Origin of the sequence: Devosia sp. 1635, assembly GCF_013185955.1 — a bacterium.
Taxonomy (GTDB): domain Bacteria; phylum Pseudomonadota; class Alphaproteobacteria; order Rhizobiales; family Devosiaceae; genus Devosia.
This window is the reverse complement of record NZ_JABAOM010000001.1, coordinates 1,241,321-1,259,584: the sequence shown is the minus strand read 5'-3', so window position 1 is coordinate 1,259,584 and position 18,264 is coordinate 1,241,321. Positions and strand designations below refer to the sequence as shown.

Sequence of the window (18,264 nt, the reverse complement as noted above, 5' to 3'; positions counted from 1 at the left end):
GGCGGGTGTTCAACTGTTTGTTGCTTTATCCCCGGCGCAGGCGATCGAGCGCGCCCTGGAGGATGTAGCTGGCCGCGAGTTTGTCGACCAGTTCGGCGCGCCGGTCGCGCCGCAGATCGGCGTCGATCATCATGCGGGTAACGGCGCTGGTGGACAGGCGCTCGTCCCAGAATGCAATGGGAATGCTGATCCGCGCAGCTAGATTGCGGGCGAAGGCCCGCGTCGATTGCACCCGCGGCCCTTCACTGCCATCCATGTTTAGCGGCAGGCCGAGAATGATCGCGACGGCATTATTTTGTGCGATCAACTCGTCGAGTCGCTCGGCATCTTGGGTGAACTTGGTGCGCCGAATGGTTTCGAGCGGCGTCGCCGAATAGCGCATCGCGTCTGAGACGGCCACGCCGATCGTCTTGGTGCCAAGATCAAGACACAGCAGCTTGCCGGTGGGGGGCAGACCAGCGAGGGGATTTTCCGGGAGATCGTCGCTCATGCTGCACCTCGGCTTGCTCAATGGTGCCGCTCCTATAGTTTTCCCCTGACTTTGGCGATTGGACTTTGCAATGAAACTCACCTGGTTTGGCGGTACGACGCTCCGCATTCACATTGGCGGCTTGATCCTGGTTGCGGATGCCGGTGTGGTCCCGGCCGGGATCGACGCGGCTGAGCTGGTGTCGGGGGCGGATCGGGTTTTCGGATTGGCTGCGGCGGAAGATTGCCTGCCTCAGGTTGATCTTGCCCTTTGGAAGCCCCGGCGCATCCGGCCGCTCGACGCTGGTCCCGTCGAGGCAACAATCTTGCGGGCAGGGGCGGGGCTGGTTCTCGTGCATGTGGATGGTGAGCGGCCCTTGCTGCTGGTGGCCGGGGAGTTGTTGCCGTTCGGGCGGTGGCTCGGCGATGCCGTGGTGGTGCTGTTTGGTTCGGCTGGTCAATTGGTGGCCAACGGCAGGAATCTGCTGGAGCGCCAGCCTCCGAGATTGCTTGCGCTGGCGGCTGCTGACGCTGAGCTTGATGAAGCCATTCCCGCTTTGAGAGCCCACCTGGACGACACCGCTCTGGTTGCTCTCGAGTCACGGCTGGGGCTGGAGCTCTAAAGCCGCGGCGCCTCTGCCATTGCAACTTGCCCGCCACCATTGTTAAAAGCGGCACCAGAGCGGCAAGGGCCGCATCTCCCTATTTGGAGGCATGAGCCATGTCGGTAGACGCCGCAACGGTGAAGCGTATCGGGCGCCTCGCGCGTATTCGCATCGAGGACGAGGAAGTCGCTGGCTATCAAAGCGAGCTGAACGCCATTCTCGGTTTCGTGGAACAGCTGGGCGAAGTGGATGTGTCCGGCGTCGAGCCAATGACGTCGGTGACCCCGATGCAGTTGCGCCGGCGCGACGATGCGATCACCGATGGCGGCTATCCTGAGCTGATCGTGGCCAATGCGCCGCTGTCGGAAGACAATTTCTTCATGGTCCCCAAGGTCGTGGAGTAGGCGATGGCCGTCACGATTGGCATTGAAACGCCGTTGCAGGACGATGTGCGCCGCCTCGTGGCCGCGCTCAACGATCACCTGCTGCCGCTTTCGCCAATCGAATTTCAGTTCAAGATGACCGTTGAGCAGATGGCGGGTGACGACACGACGGTTTTCGTGGCGCGCAATGCCGAAGCCGAGGCAGTGGGCTGCGGCGCGCTCAAGGTTCATTCTTCGGATCTGGGCGAGGTCAAGCGCATGTTCACGGACCCGTCCGTTCGTGGCCAGCGGGTTGGCTCGGCGCTGCTTGGCGCCATTGTCGATCTGGCGCGGCAAAAGGGGCTGAGCCAGTTGATGCTGGAAACAGGCACGGGGCCCGGCTTTGCCGAAGCGCAGCGGCTCTACCAGCGCAGCGGCTTCACCCCGCGCGGCCCGTTCCTTGATTATCCCGACAGCGAGTGGTCGGCTTTCTTTGCCATGCCGTTGCGGCAGGGAGCAGAAGCATGAGCATCCGGATCGTCAAAGGCGCCGTATTGTCAAGCGTCGTCATCCTCGCCGCGGGGACTACCCAGGCGCAGGAGATTTCCAGCGTCGACCGCACCAAGGTTTACGTGAGTGATCCCGCGGGCTGCGATGCGCTGGAAAAAGATGGTCTGGACGCCATCTCCACCCTCGGGTTTCAGGTGATGACCTTTGACGATGGCATCCAGACACTTGAGTCCAGCTGCCACTTCTTTGACATCAAAGCCAAGCCGGGCAATGCCCACCTTTTCGTGTCAGCCGTCTGTGAAAACCCGGGTGCCATTTATCCCGACACGTTGGCACTGACACCACTCACATCCGACACCGTGCAGGTGGTGTCTTCCCATGAGGCTGCCATGAGTGCGGCCGCAACCAATGAAACCAGCTCGGAGGGAGCTTCGCCCGGCGCGACGCTTTTCCACCGCTGCGCCAATCTAAGCGAGTTACCGCGTTGACCGACCTGACCAAATTGAGCCTTGCCGAAGCCAGCAAAGGTTTGAAGGCCAAGAGCTTTTCCGCCACCGAGCTGACCGGCGCGTACCTTGGCGCGATCGAGGCGGCCAATGGCGCGCTCAACGCCTATGTTGCCGTGACTGCCGAGCAGGCCACTACCATGGCCAAGGCCAGCGACGAGAAACTTGGTAAGGGCGAGGGCGGCTCCCTCGAAGGCATTCCGCTTGGGGTCAAGGACCTGTTCGCCACCAAGGGCGTCCACACTCAGGCCGCCAGCCATATTCTGGATGGGTTCAAGCCAGGCTATGAGTCGACTGTCACCAGCAATCTCTGGCGCGATGGCGCGGTGATGCTGGGCAAGCTCAACATGGACGAGTTTGCCATGGGCTCGTCCAACGAGACCTCCTTTTACGGCCCTGTTGTCAGCCCGTTCCGCTCTGAAGGCTCCAATGCCCAGCTGGTGCCCGGCGGCTCCTCGGGTGGTTCGGCCGCCGCTGTGGCGGCATGGCTCTGCGCTGGGGCAACTGCCACCGATACCGGCGGCTCGATCCGCCAGCCGGCGGCGTTCACCGGCACAGTGGGCATCAAGCCGACCTATGGCCGTTGCTCGCGTTGGGGCACCGTCGCCTTTGCCTCCTCGCTTGACCAGGCCGGCCCGATCGCCCGCACTGTGGAGGATTCAGCGCTGATGCTGCGCTCCATGGCGGGCTTTGATCCAAAGGATTCCACCAGTGTCGACCTGCCGGTGCCAGACTTCGCCGCGGCGGTTGAGCGTGGCGTAAAGGGCCTTTGCATCGGTGTTCCCAAGGAATACCGCATGGAAGGGATGCCCACCGAGATTGAAAAGCTCTGGGAGCAGGGGCTGGCATGGCTGCGCGCTGAAGGCGCTACGGTCAAGGATATCTCGCTGCCGCATACCAAATATGCGCTGCCCGCCTACTATATCGTGGCTCCGGCCGAAGCCTCCTCCAACCTGGCGCGCTATGATGGCGTCAAATACGGGTTGCGCGTGACGGGCAAGGACATCACCGACATGTATGAGCTGACGCGCGCCGCCGGCTTTGGCCGTGAAGTGAAGCGCCGGATCATGATCGGCACCTATGTGCTGAGCGCCGGCTATTTCGATGCCTATTACGTCAAGGCGCAGAAGGTTCGTACCTTGATCAAGAAGGATTTCGAGGACGCTTTCGCCGCCGGCGTTGACGCCATCCTTACCCCGGCAACGCCGTCGGCGTCCTTCGGCATTGGCGACGAGACCCTCGCCGCCGATCCGGTGAAAATGTACCTCAACGACGTCTTCACGGTGACCGTGAACATGGCGGGCCTGCCGGGCATTGCGGTGCCGGCGGGCAAGGACGGGCAGGGGCTCCCGCTGGGGCTGCAACTGATCGGCAAGCCCTTTGACGAGGAAACCCTCTTTGCAGCCGCTCGGGTGATCGAGCGCAGCGCGGCGACCGATTTCTCACCGAAGCCCTGGTGGTGAGCCAGAGCCGGTCTCTTGAACCGGCTTCGGCAAGGGTCTATTTCAGCCCTTGCGTATTTGGCCGTCCTTCGGGACGGCCCGTTTCTTTTCGGAAAGTCATATGTCCGTGGATATCTTCACCTCGCTCGATTGGTCCGAGCCGCCCAAAGACATGAGCAAGCCGCTGCAAGCGCTGTGGTGGCTCAAGAAGGGTGAGTTCCGTGTCGGCCCCGAGTGGGAGCAGGCCCACACCATCGTTCAGGCCATGGAAGGCGTACAGGCATTTGATTGGGTGCATGCGCTGATGCACTGGATCGAAGCCGATATGGGCAATGCCGACTATTGGTACCGCCGGGCCGGCAAGCGCCGCGCCACCGCCAGCGTCGCGCAGGAATGGGAACATATCGCCGCGGCGCTCAGCGAGGTGACGCGCCACTAGGGGGTCGCGAACGGTTGCCTTTGCCGGCAGGTCGGTGCAAACCAGCACTGAGTTTTGCACCAATGGACCTTTGCCGTGACCACCGCGCCCGCCGACTGCCAGACCAAAGATGATGTCCGTGCCGAAATCGATCGGATCGACCAGGCGCTCCTGCACCTCTTCGCGGAGCGGCATCGCTATGTCACCCGCATGGCCGAGATCAAGACCGACCCGCATGAGGCGCGCGACCCCGTCCGCATCGAGGCAGTGATCGCCAAGGTGCGCGAGCGTAGTTTGGCTCTTGATCTTGACGAGGATCAGGCCGAACTTGTGTGGCGAACCCTGATCGATTGGAACATCAATTACGAGAAGGGCATCATCACGGCGCGGCGGCGCGCCCTTTAGGAGAGTGTGTCATGCGCAGTGTCCTGATCCGCAATGCCGAACCCAGTGACGCACGCATTCTGGCCGACATCGCCTACCGCTCCTGGACAAAGGGCATTTTGCCGCTGCTGACCGAAACACCCGGCATGCGCGACGCCGAGCAACACCGGCTTCGGCGCGCCGTGGCCGAAACGCTCACGCGCATCATTGTGGCCGAACAGGATGGCATGCCTGTCGGCTGGTGTTCGCGCTCCGCCCGGCGCGCTTATATCCCGTTCCTGTTTGTGGCTCCGGAGAGCCAGGGCCAGGGGATCGGCTCCATGCTGCTGCGGCGCATGGAGTCGGTGCTGGAACTGTTCGGCGCCAGCCGGGTGCAGCTCGAAACCCCGGCAGACCATATCCGCGCGGTCCGCTTTTATGAACGGCAGGGCTACCGCATTCTCGCCATGCGTCCCGATGGGCGTGCCCATCATGAGCCGTTCATGAGCGTTCATCTCGAGAAGAAATTACACCCGTTCGCGGGCGATCTCGACGACGAGGACTGAGCTGGGCGGCCCACGGAACTGACCAGATCGGGCAAAGAGGCGTTGCATCGCGCGCCGCTGGTCAGTAAGCACTGGGTCGTGTTCCCGCATGCCGTTCAGAGAGCTCACTTTGACCCTTATCGACACCCGTACGCCCGATCCGAAGCGCTTTATTTCCGGCTCCACTGGAGACTGGGAAGTGATCATCGGCATGGAAGTGCATGCGCAGGTGACCTCCGAAAGCAAGCTGTTTTCCGGCTCCTCGACCGCCTTCGGCAATCCGCCCAACAGCAATGTTTCGTTCGTGGACGCAGCCATGCCCGGCATGCTGCCGACCATCAACGAAGAATGCGTGCGACAGGCTGTGCGGACCGGCCTTGGGCTTAAGGCCGTGATCAACAAGCGCTCCGTTTTTGACCGCAAGAACTATTTCTATCCCGATCTGCCGCAGGGCTATCAGATCAGCCAGTTCAAGGACCCCATTGTCGGCGAGGGCAAGGTACTGCTCGACATGGGCGACGAGACCATCGAGATCGGCATCGAGCGGCTCCACCTGGAGCAGGACGCGGGCAAGTCCATCCATGACCAGCATCCATCCATGAGCTTTGTGGACCTCAACCGCTCCGGCGTGGCGCTGATGGAGATCGTCTCCAAGCCGGACCTGCGCTCGGCTGACGAGGCTAAGGCTTATCTGTCCAAACTCCGCACGATTCTGCGTTATCTCGGCACCTGCGACGGCAATATGGAGCAGGGCTCCATGCGTGCCGACGTCAACGTGTCGGTGCGACGCCCCGGGGGTGAGTTCGGCACGCGCTGCGAAATCAAGAACGTCAACTCCGTGCGCTTTGCCGGTCAGGCGATTGAATATGAGGCCCGCCGACAGATCGATATCCTTGAAGACGGCGGCTCGATCGACCAGGAAACCCGGCTGTTCGATCCTAAGCTCGGCGAAACCCGGTCCATGCGTTCCAAGGAAGAAGCGCATGACTACCGCTACTTCCCCGATCCCGACCTGCTGCCCCTGGAGTTTGACGACGCTTTCGTGGCGGCGCTGGCGGAAAACCTGCCCGAACTGCCGGACGAGAAGAAGGCCCGCTTTTTCCGCGATTATGGCGTGACGCCCTACGACGCCATGGTGTTGACGCTGGATCGCGAGACGGCCGATTACTTCGAGGCCGTTGTGGCCCATGGGGGTAGCAAGCGCGACGGCAAGTCTGTCGCCAATTTGCTCAACGCCGATGTTGCCGCCTATGCCAATAGCCAGGGGCTTGCTGTTTGGGAAACCCATCTGCAGCCAGCTCAGATCGCGGGGATTGTTGACCTCGTGGCCGCCGGCACGATCTCCAGTAAGATCGCCAAGGATTTGCTGCAGATCATCATCGCCGAGGAGCCGGAGGGCGAACCTGCCGAGATCGTCCAGCGGCGCGGCATGAAGCAGGTCACCGACCTCGGCGCCATCGAGAAGGTGGTCGACGAGATCATCGCCGCCAACCCCGATCAGGTCGCCAAGGTTCAGGCCAAGCCCACCATGATTGGCTGGTTCGTTGGCCAGGCGATGAAGGCATCGGGCGGCAAGGCTAACCCGCAGGCGTTGAACGAATTGATGAAGCGCAAGCTCGGCCTCGAAGAGTGAGCGAACCCGCCGAAAACAAGGAAGCCCCAAAGCAGTTGCTGGATCACGGGATGGGGCCGTGGCTGATGCGCGTCATCGGCGCGCTGGTCAGCCGCATCATCATCCTGCCGGTGCTGGCCACAATGGCCGCTTCAATGGCGTTGATGATCTATGGGGTCGCCGAAACCTGGCACTTCATCCGGGAGCTGTTCTTCGCCGACCATCCCGTAAGCAAGGACGAGGCACTGCTGCACGCCATCGAGCTGGTTGATCTTTTCTTGCTCGCGACCGTGGTGCAGGTGGTTTCGCTAGGCCTTTATCAGCTCTACTTCAACCAGGATCTGGCTTTGCCACGTTGGCTCAAGATCAGCAATCTCGATGATCTGAAGTCGAAGCTGGTGGGCGTGGCCATCACCGTGCTGGCGGTTTATTTTCTCGGGCGTGCGGTTACCTGGAGCAGCGGCCCGGACATCGTTTATCTGGGTGCCGCAACAGCGGTCGTGATCGGCGCACTCACCTATTTCCTCAGCAAGATCGACGGCCACGACTAAACGGGGGCCGTCGCTAAGTTACGGATTGATGTCGTGACCTGGCTCGGGGGGAAGTTCCGGCTGGTAGTCTGGCTGCGGATCTTCCACCGGCACGTTGCCCGGAATTTCCGATGGGTCTGGAGTGGGGAAGCTCACCGGCATCGGCGGCGGCGGAACAGGCTGCGGCACGATCTCGGGGGTTGCCGCGGGATCGATCTCTGGATTGGGTGGAATGGGCATGCCTGCCTCCTCGTTGGGACCTATCTCAACGGGGGGATACGACCTCAGTTCCGGAAACTGGCTTGCGCCAGATCTTGAGAATGCGACCGTCGATCAGCAACAAGCCCAGAAACACCACGGCCATGCCCAGCAAGTGAATGGGCAAAATGGATTCTCCCAGCAGCGACACCCCGAGCAAGACCGCCACGACCGGTGTGACAAAGGTGTTGGAGGCGAAGTTGGTGGTGCCAACGCGCGGCAGCAGCCGATACATCAGCTGGAACGCCAAGGCGGTGCAGAAAACGCCGATGGCGATCCAGGCCGCCCAGGTTTCGATCCGCTCGATGTGTGGCACCCCTTCAACCCAAAGCGCAACTGGCACTGAAGTCAACGCCGCGCCAGAGATGGCAATGGTGGCGATGGTCGTGGGCTCGATCGCCTTGAAGCTTCGCGCGACATTGAGCGTGATGGCGTAGAGCATCACGGCGGCAAAGCAGACGGCAATGGCCCAAAGCTCGCCATGCTCATTGCCGGCCGCCAGGGATGGTGAAGCCAGCAATGCCGCACCGGTAAACCCCGCAACCACGCCGGCAGCCTTGTGGCGCTTTATTTTTTCGCCGCCGGGCCAATAATGCGAGACCAGTACGGTAACCACCGGGAGCAGGGCATTGATGATCGCAGCAAGCCCGCTCGGAATGTGGGCCTGGCTGATGGGGAAAAGCGTAAACGGCACCGCATAGCTGAACACGCCGAGGAGGCCGAGCTTGAGATACAGCATCGGATCACGGGGCAGGGGCTTGCGAAGGGCGAAAAACAACAACCAGCTGACCAGCGCGGCGATGGTCACCCGGCCTGCGGCCACGGTGATTGGCCCCAGTTCACGGATCAGCACAGCATTGAACAGGAACGAGGTGCCCCAGATGCTTCCGATAAAAATGATGAGCGCCCAGTAGCGTGCCGACATGTGATTCTTTCCCAGGAAGCGGCGACGCTAGGCCTGTCGCCAGCAAAGGTCGAACCGATTTTGACGATGGCAAGCATCAATGCACGTGATGAGCGGATGGCTCCTATGCGCCATTGCAGTTGCATGCGTTGAGGGGGCTGCTAGCCTTCACCGGTAAACTTCTGAGGGCTCTTATGCACAAACTTGGTCTTGCCGTTTCTGCTCTTCTGCTCGCCACCGCCGCGCCCGCGGTCCTGGCGGCGGAAACTTTGGATACCACGCCGCGCATCGCGGTGATGTCGGCCTTTGGCCCCGAATGGATTGCGCTGCAGGAAGCCCTCAGCGAACGCAAGGATTACACGGTCAATGGCACCACCTTTGCAACCGGGGTGATTGAGGGCAAGCCGGTGGTGCTGTTCTTGACCGGGGTCAGCATGGTCAATGCGGCGATGACCTCGCAGCTGGCGCTGGACCACTTCAACATCGAAAGCATCGTGTTTTCCGGAATAGCGGGTGGCGTTAATCCCGAGCGCCATATCGGGGATGTGATTGTGCCGGCGCAGTGGGGCCAGTATCTCGAGGTCATCATGGCGCGCGAAGTGGATGGGAAATTCACGCCGCCCTCATTCATGGACGCGCCCCATCCCTCCTTCGGCATGATGTTCCCGCAGACCGTGGATATCGCCCGCCAGGGTGGCGAGCCCGAGGAAAAGTTCTGGTTTGCCGCCGATGCGGAGCTGTTGGCGGTCGCCGAGAAGGTTGCAGCTGAGATCAAGCTGGAGGATTGTTCGGCAGAAAACGCCTGCCTCACCACCGCGCCGAGCATTCATGTTGGTGGCAATGGTGTTTCGGGCGCGGCCTTTGTGGACAATGCAGAACTGCGTGAATATGCGTTTGGGACCTTCGAGGCGCAGGTGCTCGACATGGAAAGCGCCGCTGTAGCGCATGTGGCCTATGCCAATGATGTGCCCTTCATTGCGTTCCGCTCGCTGTCAGATCTGGCGGGTGGCGGCGAAGGCGAAAACCAGATGGGCACCTTCATGGGCCTGGCGTCCAACAATTCGGCTGCCGTCGTGACCGCCTTTATTGCAGCACTGCCGGAGTAAGGCTGCCCAAGGATCCGAACTCTCCAGAGGCGAGCTGCCGCACCGCCTCTGGATAAAGCCGGTGCTCTTCGACAAGCACCCGCGCGGCAAGGCTGTCGGGCGTATCGCCCGGCAGAACCGGCACTTCAGCTTGCAGGATAGCGGGCCCTTCGTCCAAGCCCGGGGTGACGAAATGAACGGTGCAGCCATGGCGGGTCGCGCCATCGGCTAGTGCCCGGGCATGCGTGTCCAGCCCCCTGTAGAGCGGCAGCAGGGAAGGATGGATGTTGATCAGGCGCCCCTGCCAGCGATTGACAAAATCTTCGCCCAAAACCCGCATGAAGCCGGCAAGGCAGACCAGCTCGGTGTCCCAGCTTTCAAGGACCTGGGTCAGAACGTCCTCGAACATGTCCCGGCTCGGAAACTTGCTTTGTGCAAGGCTCGCCGTCGCGATCCCTTCAGCCGCAGCAAGGGCCAGTCCTTCAGCAGCGGCCCGATTAGAGACCACGCCCACAATTTCGGCGGGGTAGTCGGGGGCCTTTGCCGCCTCGATCAGCGCCGCCATGTTAGAGCCACGGCCCGAGATCAAAATGGCAGTGCGCGTGCGGCTCACAGCGAGAGCCTGCCCTCGAAGGTCACCGCCTCGCCGGTGCGTTGCACGAGTTCGCCAACGATTGCTGCAGTTTCCCCAGCATCGTTGAGGTGCTGCACCAGGGTGGCGGCCTCGTCTGTGCCAACCGCGATCAGCATGCCAACACCGCAGTTGAAGGTGCGCAGCATTTCGGCTTCAGCGAGACCGCCCGTGTGGGCCAGCCAGCCAAAAACCTTGGGCACGGTAATGGCTCCGAGATTCACATGCGCCGCCAGATGATCGGGCAAGACGCGGGGGATGTTGTCGATAAAGCCGCCGCCGGTGATATGGGCCAGGGCCTTGATGCCGATCCCGGCTTTTAGCGCCGCGAGGATGGGCTTCACATAGATGCGGGTAGGGGTGAGCAGGGCTTCGGCCAGAGACTGGCCGGGCGCAAATGGCGCATCCATGAACCAGTCATTGCCCGAGAGCTCCACGATCTTGCGCACCAGCGAATAACCGTTCGAGTGCACGCCCGAGGAGGCTATCGCAACGAGCGTATCGCCTGGCGCAAGATCGGCTCGCGGCAGCAGGGTCCCGCGTTCGGCAGCGCCCACGGCAAAGCCGGCCAGATCATAGTCCTTGCCGTGGTACATGCCCGGCATTTCCGCGGTTTCCCCGCCGATCAGGGCACAGCCGGCTTGGCGGCAGCCCTCGGCGATGCCCTCAACGATCGCGGTTCCCTGCTCAACATCAAGCGCGCCAGTGGCGAAGTAATCCAGAAAGAACAACGGCTCGGCACCCTGAACGACGATGTCGTTGACGCACATCGCAACAAGATCGATGCCGATGCTGTCGTGCTTGCCAGCTTCAATGGCGATCCGCAGCTTGGTGCCGACGCCATCATTGGCCGCCACCAGGACGGGGTCGGTGAAGCCAGCGGCCTTGAGGTCGAACAGGCCCCCAAACCCACCGATCTCGCCATCGGCGCCCGCCCGCCGCGTGGAGCGTACGGCGGGCTTGATCGCATCGACAAGGGCGTTGCCCGCATCGATGTCGACGCCGGCCTGCTTGTATGAAAGACCGTTTGGTGGCAGGTTTTGGGGGTCGGACATGGGCCTCAGTGCCAATTGGGGAAACCGTGCGCAATGCCGCAGGCTAGAGACCAGGGCAGTTGCCATTTCCGGAGGGGGCCGGTAGAGGGCCTGATAGCTTCTCCACCCAACCGACGCAAGGGCCGGTCCAGTCAATGACACTGCGAAATCAAGTGCTGATCTGGATCGGATCATTCGTCGTGCTGATCCTGTTGCTCTGGTTGTTCCGGGGCATCCTGCTGCCCTTCGTTGTCGGGGCCGCGCTGGCCTATCTGCTCAACCCGATCGTCAACCAACTGCAGAAATGGCACTTCAACCGCGCTTGGGCGACGGCGCTGGTGCTGGCTACAGTCGTGGCCATACTTCTGGGCCTGATATTCATGCTGGTGCCGCTCGTCGCGCAGCAGGTTGGCGGGCTGGTGCAGCGCCTGCCGGGCTATGCGGCCGAGTTGGAAGCATTGGCGCGTAAATGGGCGCCCGAACTCAATGCATGGCTTGGACCTGAGCGCGCGGCGCAGGTGGAAGCCACCATGACGGACCTGATGGGTCGCATGGTGGGCCTTGTGGGTGTCCTCACCGGGGAAGTGCTTTCAAGCGGCGCGACACTGATCAGCGCCGTGGGTATCATCATCTTCACTCCGGTCGTGTGCTTTTATCTGCTGCTCGACTGGGAAGGCATGGTGCGCGGGCTGGAAAGCCTGCTGCCGCGCGACCACAAGGGCGAAATCCAGGGCATCCTGCGCGACATCGACAGCGCCATGGGTGGCGCCATTCGCGGGCAGGGCAGCGTAGTGCTCATCCTGGCCGCCTTTTATGCGACCGCACTCAGCCTTGTGGGGCTGAACTTCGGCCTTGCCATCGGGCTGATCGGTGGCCTGTTCAGCTTCGTTCCGTTTGTGGGCTTCGCCATTGGCTTTGTGCTCTCGATGGGCATCGCCATCGTCCAATTCTGGCCTGACTGGTGGTTCATCGTTATCATCTTCATGATCTACATGGTCGGCCAGTTTGTTGAAGGCAACATTCTCTATCCCAAGCTTGTCGGCTCTACGATCAACATCAACCCGGTCTGGATGATGTTCGCGCTGCTCGCCCTGGGTGCTTTGTTCGGCTTTGTTGGCCTGCTGCTGGCCGTGCCGATGGCCGCGATCGGTAGCGTGCTGGTGCGCTATGGCGTGCGTAAATATCGTGAAAGCGCTCTCTACCAGGGCGAAGCAGGCAGCATCGATGGCGATGCCGATGTTGTCTGAGGACGACGAAATCCCCGATACCGGTGCGCAGCTGACACTGGATCTGGGGCATACGCCATCCCATGGCCTCGAGGACTTCCTGGTGGGGGACGGCAATGAACTGGCGCATGGCCGGATCATGAGCTTTCCCGATTGGGCCGACCCAATGACGCTGCTGGTCGGTCCAGCCAAGTCGGGCAAGTCACACCTGGCGCGCATCTTTGCCGAAAGGAGCGGGGCGGTGTTTGCCGGAGCGGATGAGCTGGCGCGTCTCGCCAGCGATGGCGGCCGGCAGCCAGTGATAGTCGAGGATGTCGACAGCCGGGGCTATCCTGAGGCCGCCTTGTTTCACCTCCTCAACCAGTCCTTACGCGACAGCCGCCCGCTTTTGCTGACGGCACGCGAGGGGGTCGCCCACTGGCCGCTGGCAACCGACGATGTCCGCTCCCGAGCGCGGCGTGCTGCGGCATTTACGCTGGAGTTGACCGATGACATCCAGCTGTCACAGATGTTGGTGAAACTGTTTGGTGACCGACAGATCGTGGTCGAGCCAAAGGTGATTTCCTTTATCGTGGCGCGCATGGAAAGATCGGCTGCCGAGGCCGTTAGTCTAGTGGAGTTGATGGATCGCCTGGCTCTCGCCAAGGGTACAGCCATCACCCGCAGCGTTGCTGCCGAGGCTCTCGATCGCCGGTTGGTGGCACAAGGCGCCGGGAGCGATGAATTGGACTGGGGTGGGCCGGAAGATGAATGAAATCGGTCAGATTGGGGAAGCAGACGCCGCCGTGCCGGAAGCCGAAGCTCTGCGCAAAAGCCCGGCCCGGTTCGTCAACCGCGAAGTCAGCTGGCTCCAGTTCAATATGCGCGTGCTTGAAGAGGCCGCCAACACCGCCCATCCGCTGCTGGAACGGCTGCGCTTCGTCTCCATTTCAGCCAACAACCTCGATGAATTCTTCATGGTCCGCGTTGCAGGTCTCAAGGGCCAGTTGCGGGCTGGCCTCGTCAAACAAAGCGCTGACGGTTTATCGCCGAGCGAACAGCTGGACGAGATTTCCACGCTGGCCCAGCACCTTCAGCTCGAACAGCAGGATCATTGGCAAAGCTTGCGCGAAGAGTTGTTCGAGCAGAACGTGGTAATCCATGAAACCAATGACCTGAGCAGCGAACAGGTCAATTATCTCGCCAAGCTGTTCCGCGAAGAAATCTTCCCGGTTCTGACCCCGATCGCGGTCGATCCGGCCCACCCGTTCCCGTTCATTCCCAATTTGGGGCTCGCGCTCGCCTTTGAGCTGCGGCGGCCCAACAGCGAAGTGCCGCTGACAGCCCTGGTGCGCATCCCCAGCAATCTTGATCGCTTCATCAACCTGCCTACGGGGCTGGTATCGGATGGGCGCAGCGAGGTCGTGACGATCGACACGTTGGTCAAGCTGTTCTTTCACAAGATGTTCCCTGGCCATGAAGTTGTCGGCTCCGGCGCCTTCAGGCTGGTGCGGGACAGTGAGATCGAAATCGACGACGAAGCGGCCGATCTGGTGGTTGAATTCGAGTCGGCGCTACGCCAACGCCGCCGCGGTCTGGTGATCCGGCTGGAAATAGAGCGAACCATGCCCCGCGCGCTCAAGCGCCAGATCAGCGAGCAACTCGGCGTCAAGGACAGCGAAATCTTTGAAGTTCAGGGGTTTCTCGGGCTCGCCGATGCTCGCAAGATTTGTGACATCAACCGCCCCGACCTCAAATTCACCCCTTATCTCGCGCGCTTTCCCGAACGTATCCGCGACTACAACGGCGACAGCTTCGCCGCGATCCGCGCCAAGGACATCTTGGTCCACCACCCATTCGAGAGCTTCGATGTGGTTGCGCAGTTCTTGATGCAGGCGGCGCGAGACCCCGAAGTGGTCGCCATCAAGCAGACTCTTTACCGGACCTCTGCCGATAGTCCGATCATCAAGGCATTGGTGATGGCGGCGGAAGCGGGCAAGTCGGTGACGTGCCTTGTGGAACTGAAGGCACGCTTTGATGAAGAAGCTAATATCCGCTGGGCGCGCGACCTGGAGCGGGCAGGGGCCCAGGTGGTGTTCGGCTTTATCGAGCTCAAGACTCACGCCAAAATGAGCCAAGTGGTGCGCCGTGAAAAGGGTAAGCTCGTCAGCTACTGCCATATCGGCACCGGCAACTACCATCCGATCACCGCCAAGGTTTACACCGACCTCAGCTATTTCACGATCGATCCTGCCGTGACGCGCGACGTGGCCCGGGTGTTCAACTTCATCACCGGTTACGCAAGGCCGACGGAACTGGAAACCATCGCGGTTTCGCCCGTCAATTTGCGGCAAACCTTGCTCGACAACATCAATCGGGAAGTGGAATTCGCGCAGGCGGGGCAGCCCGCGAGCATTCTGCTCAAGATGAACTCGCTGGTGGACCCCGAGATCATCGACGCGCTCTATGACGCAAGCCAGGCCGGGGTGAAGATCGATCTGGTCGTTCGCGGGATTTGTTGCTTACGGCCGGGCATCCCCGGTTTTTCGGAAAATATCCGGGTAAAATCGGTGGTTGGCCGCTTTCTCGAGCACAGCCGCATCTACTGCTTTGGCAATGGTGAAGCGATCCCGTCCTCGCGCGCCAAGGTCTATATTTCTTCGGCGGACCTGATGCAGCGCAACCTCGATGGCCGGGTCGAAGTCATGGTGCCGATCCTCAACCAGACGGTGCATAAGCAGATCGTCGACCGGATCCTCGTTGCCTATATGCGCGACAACCAGCAGAGCTGGGAAGTGCTGCCCGATGGCAGTTCGCACCGCATCCGCCTTGCAGAAGGCGAGGAACCGTTCAACGCGCACGACTATTTCATGACCAATCCATCGTTGTCGGGTCGCGGCACGGCGGGGCGGGAAGATGGCGACGAGGATTTTGATTGAACCAGTTTTGGGGCGTAGATGCCGATCCCACCGCTCAGGGGAGGATCAAGGGCGCTCGGCCAGTAGCAGTGCTCGACATCGGGTCCAACTCCGTACGACTCGTTGTTTATGAACGTCACGCCCGCGCCTTGACGCCGCTCTACAATGAAAAGGCCTCCTGCGCTCTCGGCCGTGGCATTGCCAAGTCGGGGCGCCTGGCTGACGCCAATGTCGCCCAGGCGTTGGAGGCAATCAAACGCTTTGCCCTGGTCACGCGCATGATGCGAGTTGGCAAGGTCTATGTGCTCGCAACATCTGCCGTGCGCGATGCGGCGAACCGGGAGGCATTCGTCACCGCCGTTGAAGCCATCATCGACAGTCCTGTGCAAGTACTGACGGGTGAGCAGGAAGCCCATTTCGCCGGCCTTGGTGTGGTCGCAGGCATTCCAGATTTTGACGGCATTGTAGGCGATCTGGGGGGCGGCAGCCTTGAGCTGTCGCGCATCATCGATGGCTCCGACCGGGAAGGCGAGTCGTTCGAGCTTGGCGTGATCCGCCTGCAAGACGACAGCGACGGCTCGCCCACCAAGGCGGCAGCTCTTGTCCGTGATCGCCTGAAGAAATCCGCGCTTGCCCAGCAGAAGCCCGGCGGGAGCTTTGCTGCCATTGGTGGCACCTGGCGAACGCTGGCCAAGCTGCATCAGGTCCAACGCGACTATCCCCTGCAGATGGTGCAGCACTACAAGGTGCCGGCGGACGACATGATCAAGCTGTGCACCGATATTATCGAGCACGGCTCGCTCAAGCACTATCCAGGTGCCGAGAATGCCAGTTCCTCCCGCCGTGAGCTTGTGCCCTTTGGCGCAGCCGTGATCAGTGAAGTGCTAAAGGCCGGCCAATTTGGCGAGGTGGTGTTTTCGGCGCTGGGTGTCCGCGAGGGCTATCTATTTGGTATGCTCGACAATCGTGAGCGTGCGCTTGATCCGCTGATTCAAGGCGCCGAAGAGCTATCCGTGCTGCGGTCGCGGTCCCCGTCCCATGCCAATGACCTGATCGAGTTCACGGACCAGTTCTTCACGGTAAGCGGCACAGTAGAAACCGAAACTGAAAAGCGATTACGGATCGTCTCGTGCCTTCTTGCCGATATCGGCTGGCGGGCTCATCCGGACTACCGTGGCTCGCAAAGCATAGATGCGGTGGCCTTTGGCGGTCTGACCGGTGTGGACCACCCTGGGCGGGCGTTCCTCGCCACGGTTATCGCGGTTCGATATAACGGGCTCAAGACCAAGGGCATCACGCAGCCACTGCTTGGCTTGGCATCGCCCGAAGGCACCGCCCGGGCACGACTGATCGGAGCCTTGTTCCGGGTGGCTTACCCGATTACTGCCGCCATGCCGGGAATCCTGCAGCGCATTGGCCTGTCTGCCGACGGCAATGAGTTGCAGTTGGTGCTGCCGCGCGACCTGGCGTTTCTGGATGCCGAACACCTGCGCAACCGCTTTGAGCAGTTTGTCGGCCTGACCGAGTTCAAGACCTCACGCGTGCGCGTCCAATAGCTATTCGGCGGCAGCAGCGCGCGGCCGCACCAGGATCTCCCGCACGCCCTTGTTGGTCGCCACGAGGCCGATCCGCCCATGCTTGATGTCGAGCGCCTTTTCACCAAACAGTTTGCGCCGCCAACCCTTGAGGGCCGGCACATCGGCATCGTCGTCCAACACCAGGGCGTCGATCTCGTCTGAGGTGGCGATGATCCGCGCGGCGACGCCGTGCTCGTCGGCCACTGATTTCAGCAGCACCCGGATCAGATCGCCCACAGCGCCTTTAGGAGAGGGGCCCCGGTAGCGTTCGGCCACAGCAGGCAGCTCTGCCTTGGGCAGAGCTTCCACTTCCTTGAGCAACGCCATCAATTCAGCTGCGGTCGCGCTCCGGCCAAACCCGCGTGGGACCGTGCGCAGCTTTTCAAACGCGTCTGGCGTCAGTGGACGCTGCATGGCCAGATCAAACAGCATATCGTCCTTGAGAACACGGCTGCGTGGCTGGTCGCTATCTTGCGCCCGGCGTTCCCGCCACGCCGCCAGGCGCTGCAACGCAGCGAGGTCGCGCGGCCGGTTGATCTTCATCTTGAGCCGTTCCCAGGCCTGCTCAGGCTGAACGACATAGGTGTCGATGCTGCGCAGCACCCCGAGTTCGTCCTCGACCCAGTCCCAGCGGCCAGTGGCATCAACCTGCTTGCGCAACTCGCGATAAACGTCACGCAGATGTGTCACATCGGCGAGCGCGTAAACCTGTTGTTTCTCGCTCAGAGGACGCGCTGCCCAGTCGGTGAAGCGGGAAGACTTGTCCAATTCGATATTGGTGATCGAGCGCACCAGGTTGTCATAGGACACCGAGTCGCCAAAGCCGCAGACGCTGGCCGCAATCTGCGTGTCGAAAATGTTGTTGGGGACCCTGCCGGTCAGCTTGACGAAAATCTCAATGTCTTGCCGGGCAGCATGGAACACCTTGATAACGTCGGGGTTGGCCAACAGCTCGAAAAAAGGAGACAGATCAAGGTCAGGCGCCAGTGGATCGATCAAAACCGCTTCATCGTCCGTAGCGGCCTGAATAAGGCACAGCTTGGGCCAGTAAGTAGTCTCTCGCAGGAACTCGGTGTCAACAGTGACGAAATCGAACTTGGCGGCCCGCTCGCAAAAAGCGGCCAGCACGCCTGTGGAAACTACAAGGTTCATACCGAGGTCCGTCTTGAAATAGTCACGATTGTTTCTAGCAGGTGAGCCTAGCCCACTCCATACCTGAATGCGACCGCAGAGTTCTCCCCGCGAAGCCATCTGCGGAACGGTGGGGGTGCTGCTTGACATCGAACCGCGC

Annotated in this window: 21 protein-coding genes; 15 read left to right on the top strand and 6 right to left on the bottom strand. The window is 61.4% G+C overall.

Annotation, left to right across the window (positions count from 1 at the left end; all coding sequences use genetic code 11):
- Positions 1 to 25: 25 nt before the first annotated feature.
- Positions 26 to 490 carry a Holliday junction resolvase RuvX gene (gene ruvX, locus HRU92_RS06405; RefSeq protein ID WP_127753175.1) on the bottom strand — a complete coding sequence of 155 codons (465 nt, stop codon included), beginning with the start codon at positions 488 to 490 and terminating at the stop codon, positions 26 to 28.
- 70 nt (positions 491 to 560) lie between these two features.
- Between ruvX and HRU92_RS06400 the strand changes: the two genes are divergently transcribed.
- The 10 genes from HRU92_RS06400 to HRU92_RS06355 all read left to right on the top strand — a co-directional run bounded on the left by HRU92_RS06400 (position 561) and on the right by HRU92_RS06355 (position 7,382).
- Entirely contained in the window at positions 561 to 1,091 is a 531-nt protein-coding gene (locus HRU92_RS06400; protein WP_172123399.1) for a hypothetical protein, read from the top strand.
- 98 nt (positions 1,092 to 1,189) lie between these two features.
- Entirely contained in the window at positions 1,190 to 1,477 is a 288-nt protein-coding gene (gene gatC / locus HRU92_RS06395; RefSeq protein ID WP_127753173.1) for an Asp-tRNA(Asn)/Glu-tRNA(Gln) amidotransferase subunit GatC, read from the top strand.
- A gap of 3 nt (positions 1,478 to 1,480) precedes the next feature.
- Positions 1,481 to 1,963, top strand: a complete 483-nt coding sequence (locus HRU92_RS06390) for a GNAT family N-acetyltransferase (RefSeq protein ID WP_172123398.1) — start codon at positions 1,481 to 1,483, stop codon at positions 1,961 to 1,963.
- Positions 1,960 to 2,433, top strand: coding sequence for a hypothetical protein (locus HRU92_RS06385; RefSeq protein WP_172123397.1), 474 nt, complete (start codon positions 1,960 to 1,962; stop codon positions 2,431 to 2,433). Before HRU92_RS06390 ends, HRU92_RS06385 begins: the two co-directional genes overlap by 4 nt.
- Positions 2,430 to 3,914: an Asp-tRNA(Asn)/Glu-tRNA(Gln) amidotransferase subunit GatA gene (gatA, locus tag HRU92_RS06380; RefSeq protein ID WP_172123396.1), complete on the top strand. Its 1,485-nt coding sequence runs from the start codon at positions 2,430 to 2,432 to the stop codon at positions 3,912 to 3,914. The genes HRU92_RS06385 and gatA overlap by 4 nt, the downstream gene beginning before the upstream one ends.
- A gap of 100 nt (positions 3,915 to 4,014) precedes the next feature.
- The gene (locus tag HRU92_RS06375; RefSeq protein WP_127753169.1) at positions 4,015 to 4,332 is read left to right on the top strand and encodes a hypothetical protein; all 318 of its coding nucleotides are present in this window, start codon (positions 4,015 to 4,017) and stop codon (positions 4,330 to 4,332) included.
- A gap of 75 nt (positions 4,333 to 4,407) precedes the next feature.
- The gene (locus tag HRU92_RS06370; RefSeq protein ID WP_172123395.1) at positions 4,408 to 4,716 is read left to right on the top strand and encodes a chorismate mutase; all 309 of its coding nucleotides are present in this window, start codon (positions 4,408 to 4,410) and stop codon (positions 4,714 to 4,716) included.
- Between the two features lie 11 nt (positions 4,717 to 4,727).
- On the top strand, positions 4,728 to 5,240 hold the full coding sequence (locus HRU92_RS06365; RefSeq protein ID WP_172123394.1) for a GNAT family N-acetyltransferase: 513 nt from the start codon (positions 4,728 to 4,730) through the stop codon (positions 5,238 to 5,240).
- A gap of 109 nt (positions 5,241 to 5,349) precedes the next feature.
- Positions 5,350 to 6,852, top strand: coding sequence for an Asp-tRNA(Asn)/Glu-tRNA(Gln) amidotransferase subunit GatB (gatB, locus tag HRU92_RS06360; RefSeq protein WP_172123393.1), 1,503 nt, complete (start codon positions 5,350 to 5,352; stop codon positions 6,850 to 6,852).
- Positions 6,849 to 7,382, top strand: a complete 534-nt coding sequence (locus tag HRU92_RS06355; protein WP_172123392.1) for a YqhA family protein — start codon at positions 6,849 to 6,851, stop codon at positions 7,380 to 7,382. Before gatB ends, HRU92_RS06355 begins: the two co-directional genes overlap by 4 nt.
- Positions 7,383 to 7,400: 18 nt before the next feature.
- On the opposite strand, the gene HRU92_RS06350 is transcribed toward HRU92_RS06355, so the two are convergent.
- Together HRU92_RS06350 and HRU92_RS06345 are read right to left on the bottom strand one after the other, a co-directional pair.
- Entirely contained in the window at positions 7,401 to 7,601 is a 201-nt protein-coding gene (locus tag HRU92_RS06350) for a hypothetical protein (protein ID WP_172123391.1), read from the bottom strand.
- 25 nt (positions 7,602 to 7,626) lie between these two features.
- A complete protein-coding gene (locus tag HRU92_RS06345; RefSeq protein WP_172123390.1) occupies positions 7,627 to 8,544 on the bottom strand; it encodes a DMT family transporter in 918 nt (305 codons plus the stop codon).
- 173 nt (positions 8,545 to 8,717) lie between these two features.
- Between HRU92_RS06345 and HRU92_RS06340 the strand changes: the two genes are divergently transcribed.
- Positions 8,718 to 9,629, top strand: a complete 912-nt coding sequence (locus HRU92_RS06340) for a 5'-methylthioadenosine/S-adenosylhomocysteine nucleosidase (RefSeq protein ID WP_172123389.1) — start codon at positions 8,718 to 8,720, stop codon at positions 9,627 to 9,629.
- Here HRU92_RS06340 and purN read toward each other — a convergent pair.
- On the bottom strand, positions 9,607 to 10,221 hold the full coding sequence (gene purN / locus HRU92_RS06335) for a phosphoribosylglycinamide formyltransferase (RefSeq protein ID WP_172123388.1): 615 nt from the start codon (positions 10,219 to 10,221) through the stop codon (positions 9,607 to 9,609). The two genes, HRU92_RS06340 and purN, sit on opposite strands and share 23 nt — an antisense overlap.
- On the bottom strand, positions 10,218 to 11,294 hold the full coding sequence (gene purM, locus HRU92_RS06330) for a phosphoribosylformylglycinamidine cyclo-ligase (RefSeq protein WP_172123387.1): 1,077 nt from the start codon (positions 11,292 to 11,294) through the stop codon (positions 10,218 to 10,220). The genes purN and purM overlap by 4 nt, the downstream gene beginning before the upstream one ends.
- A gap of 134 nt (positions 11,295 to 11,428) precedes the next feature.
- On the opposite strand from purM, the gene HRU92_RS06325 reads away from it, so the two are divergent.
- From HRU92_RS06325 to HRU92_RS06310, 4 genes are read left to right on the top strand one after another with little or no spacing between them, the layout of a single operon-like run.
- Positions 11,429 to 12,520: an AI-2E family transporter gene (locus HRU92_RS06325; RefSeq protein ID WP_127753159.1), complete on the top strand. Its 1,092-nt coding sequence runs from the start codon at positions 11,429 to 11,431 to the stop codon at positions 12,518 to 12,520.
- The gene (locus HRU92_RS06320; RefSeq protein ID WP_172123386.1) at positions 12,510 to 13,253 is read left to right on the top strand and encodes a hypothetical protein; all 744 of its coding nucleotides are present in this window, start codon (positions 12,510 to 12,512) and stop codon (positions 13,251 to 13,253) included. The genes HRU92_RS06325 and HRU92_RS06320 overlap by 11 nt, the downstream gene beginning before the upstream one ends.
- Positions 13,246 to 15,417 carry an RNA degradosome polyphosphate kinase gene (locus HRU92_RS06315; RefSeq protein WP_248305291.1) on the top strand — a complete coding sequence of 724 codons (2,172 nt, stop codon included), beginning with the start codon at positions 13,246 to 13,248 and terminating at the stop codon, positions 15,415 to 15,417. Before HRU92_RS06320 ends, HRU92_RS06315 begins: the two co-directional genes overlap by 8 nt.
- A complete protein-coding gene (locus HRU92_RS06310; RefSeq protein ID WP_172123385.1) occupies positions 15,414 to 16,952 on the top strand; it encodes a Ppx/GppA phosphatase family protein in 1,539 nt (512 codons plus the stop codon). The genes HRU92_RS06315 and HRU92_RS06310 overlap by 4 nt, the downstream gene beginning before the upstream one ends.
- On the opposite strand, the gene rnd is transcribed toward HRU92_RS06310, so the two are convergent.
- Positions 16,953 to 18,125 carry a ribonuclease D gene (gene rnd / locus HRU92_RS06305; RefSeq protein ID WP_172123384.1) on the bottom strand — a complete coding sequence of 391 codons (1,173 nt, stop codon included), beginning with the start codon at positions 18,123 to 18,125 and terminating at the stop codon, positions 16,953 to 16,955. It lies immediately after the preceding gene.
- Positions 18,126 to 18,264 lie beyond the last annotated feature (139 nt).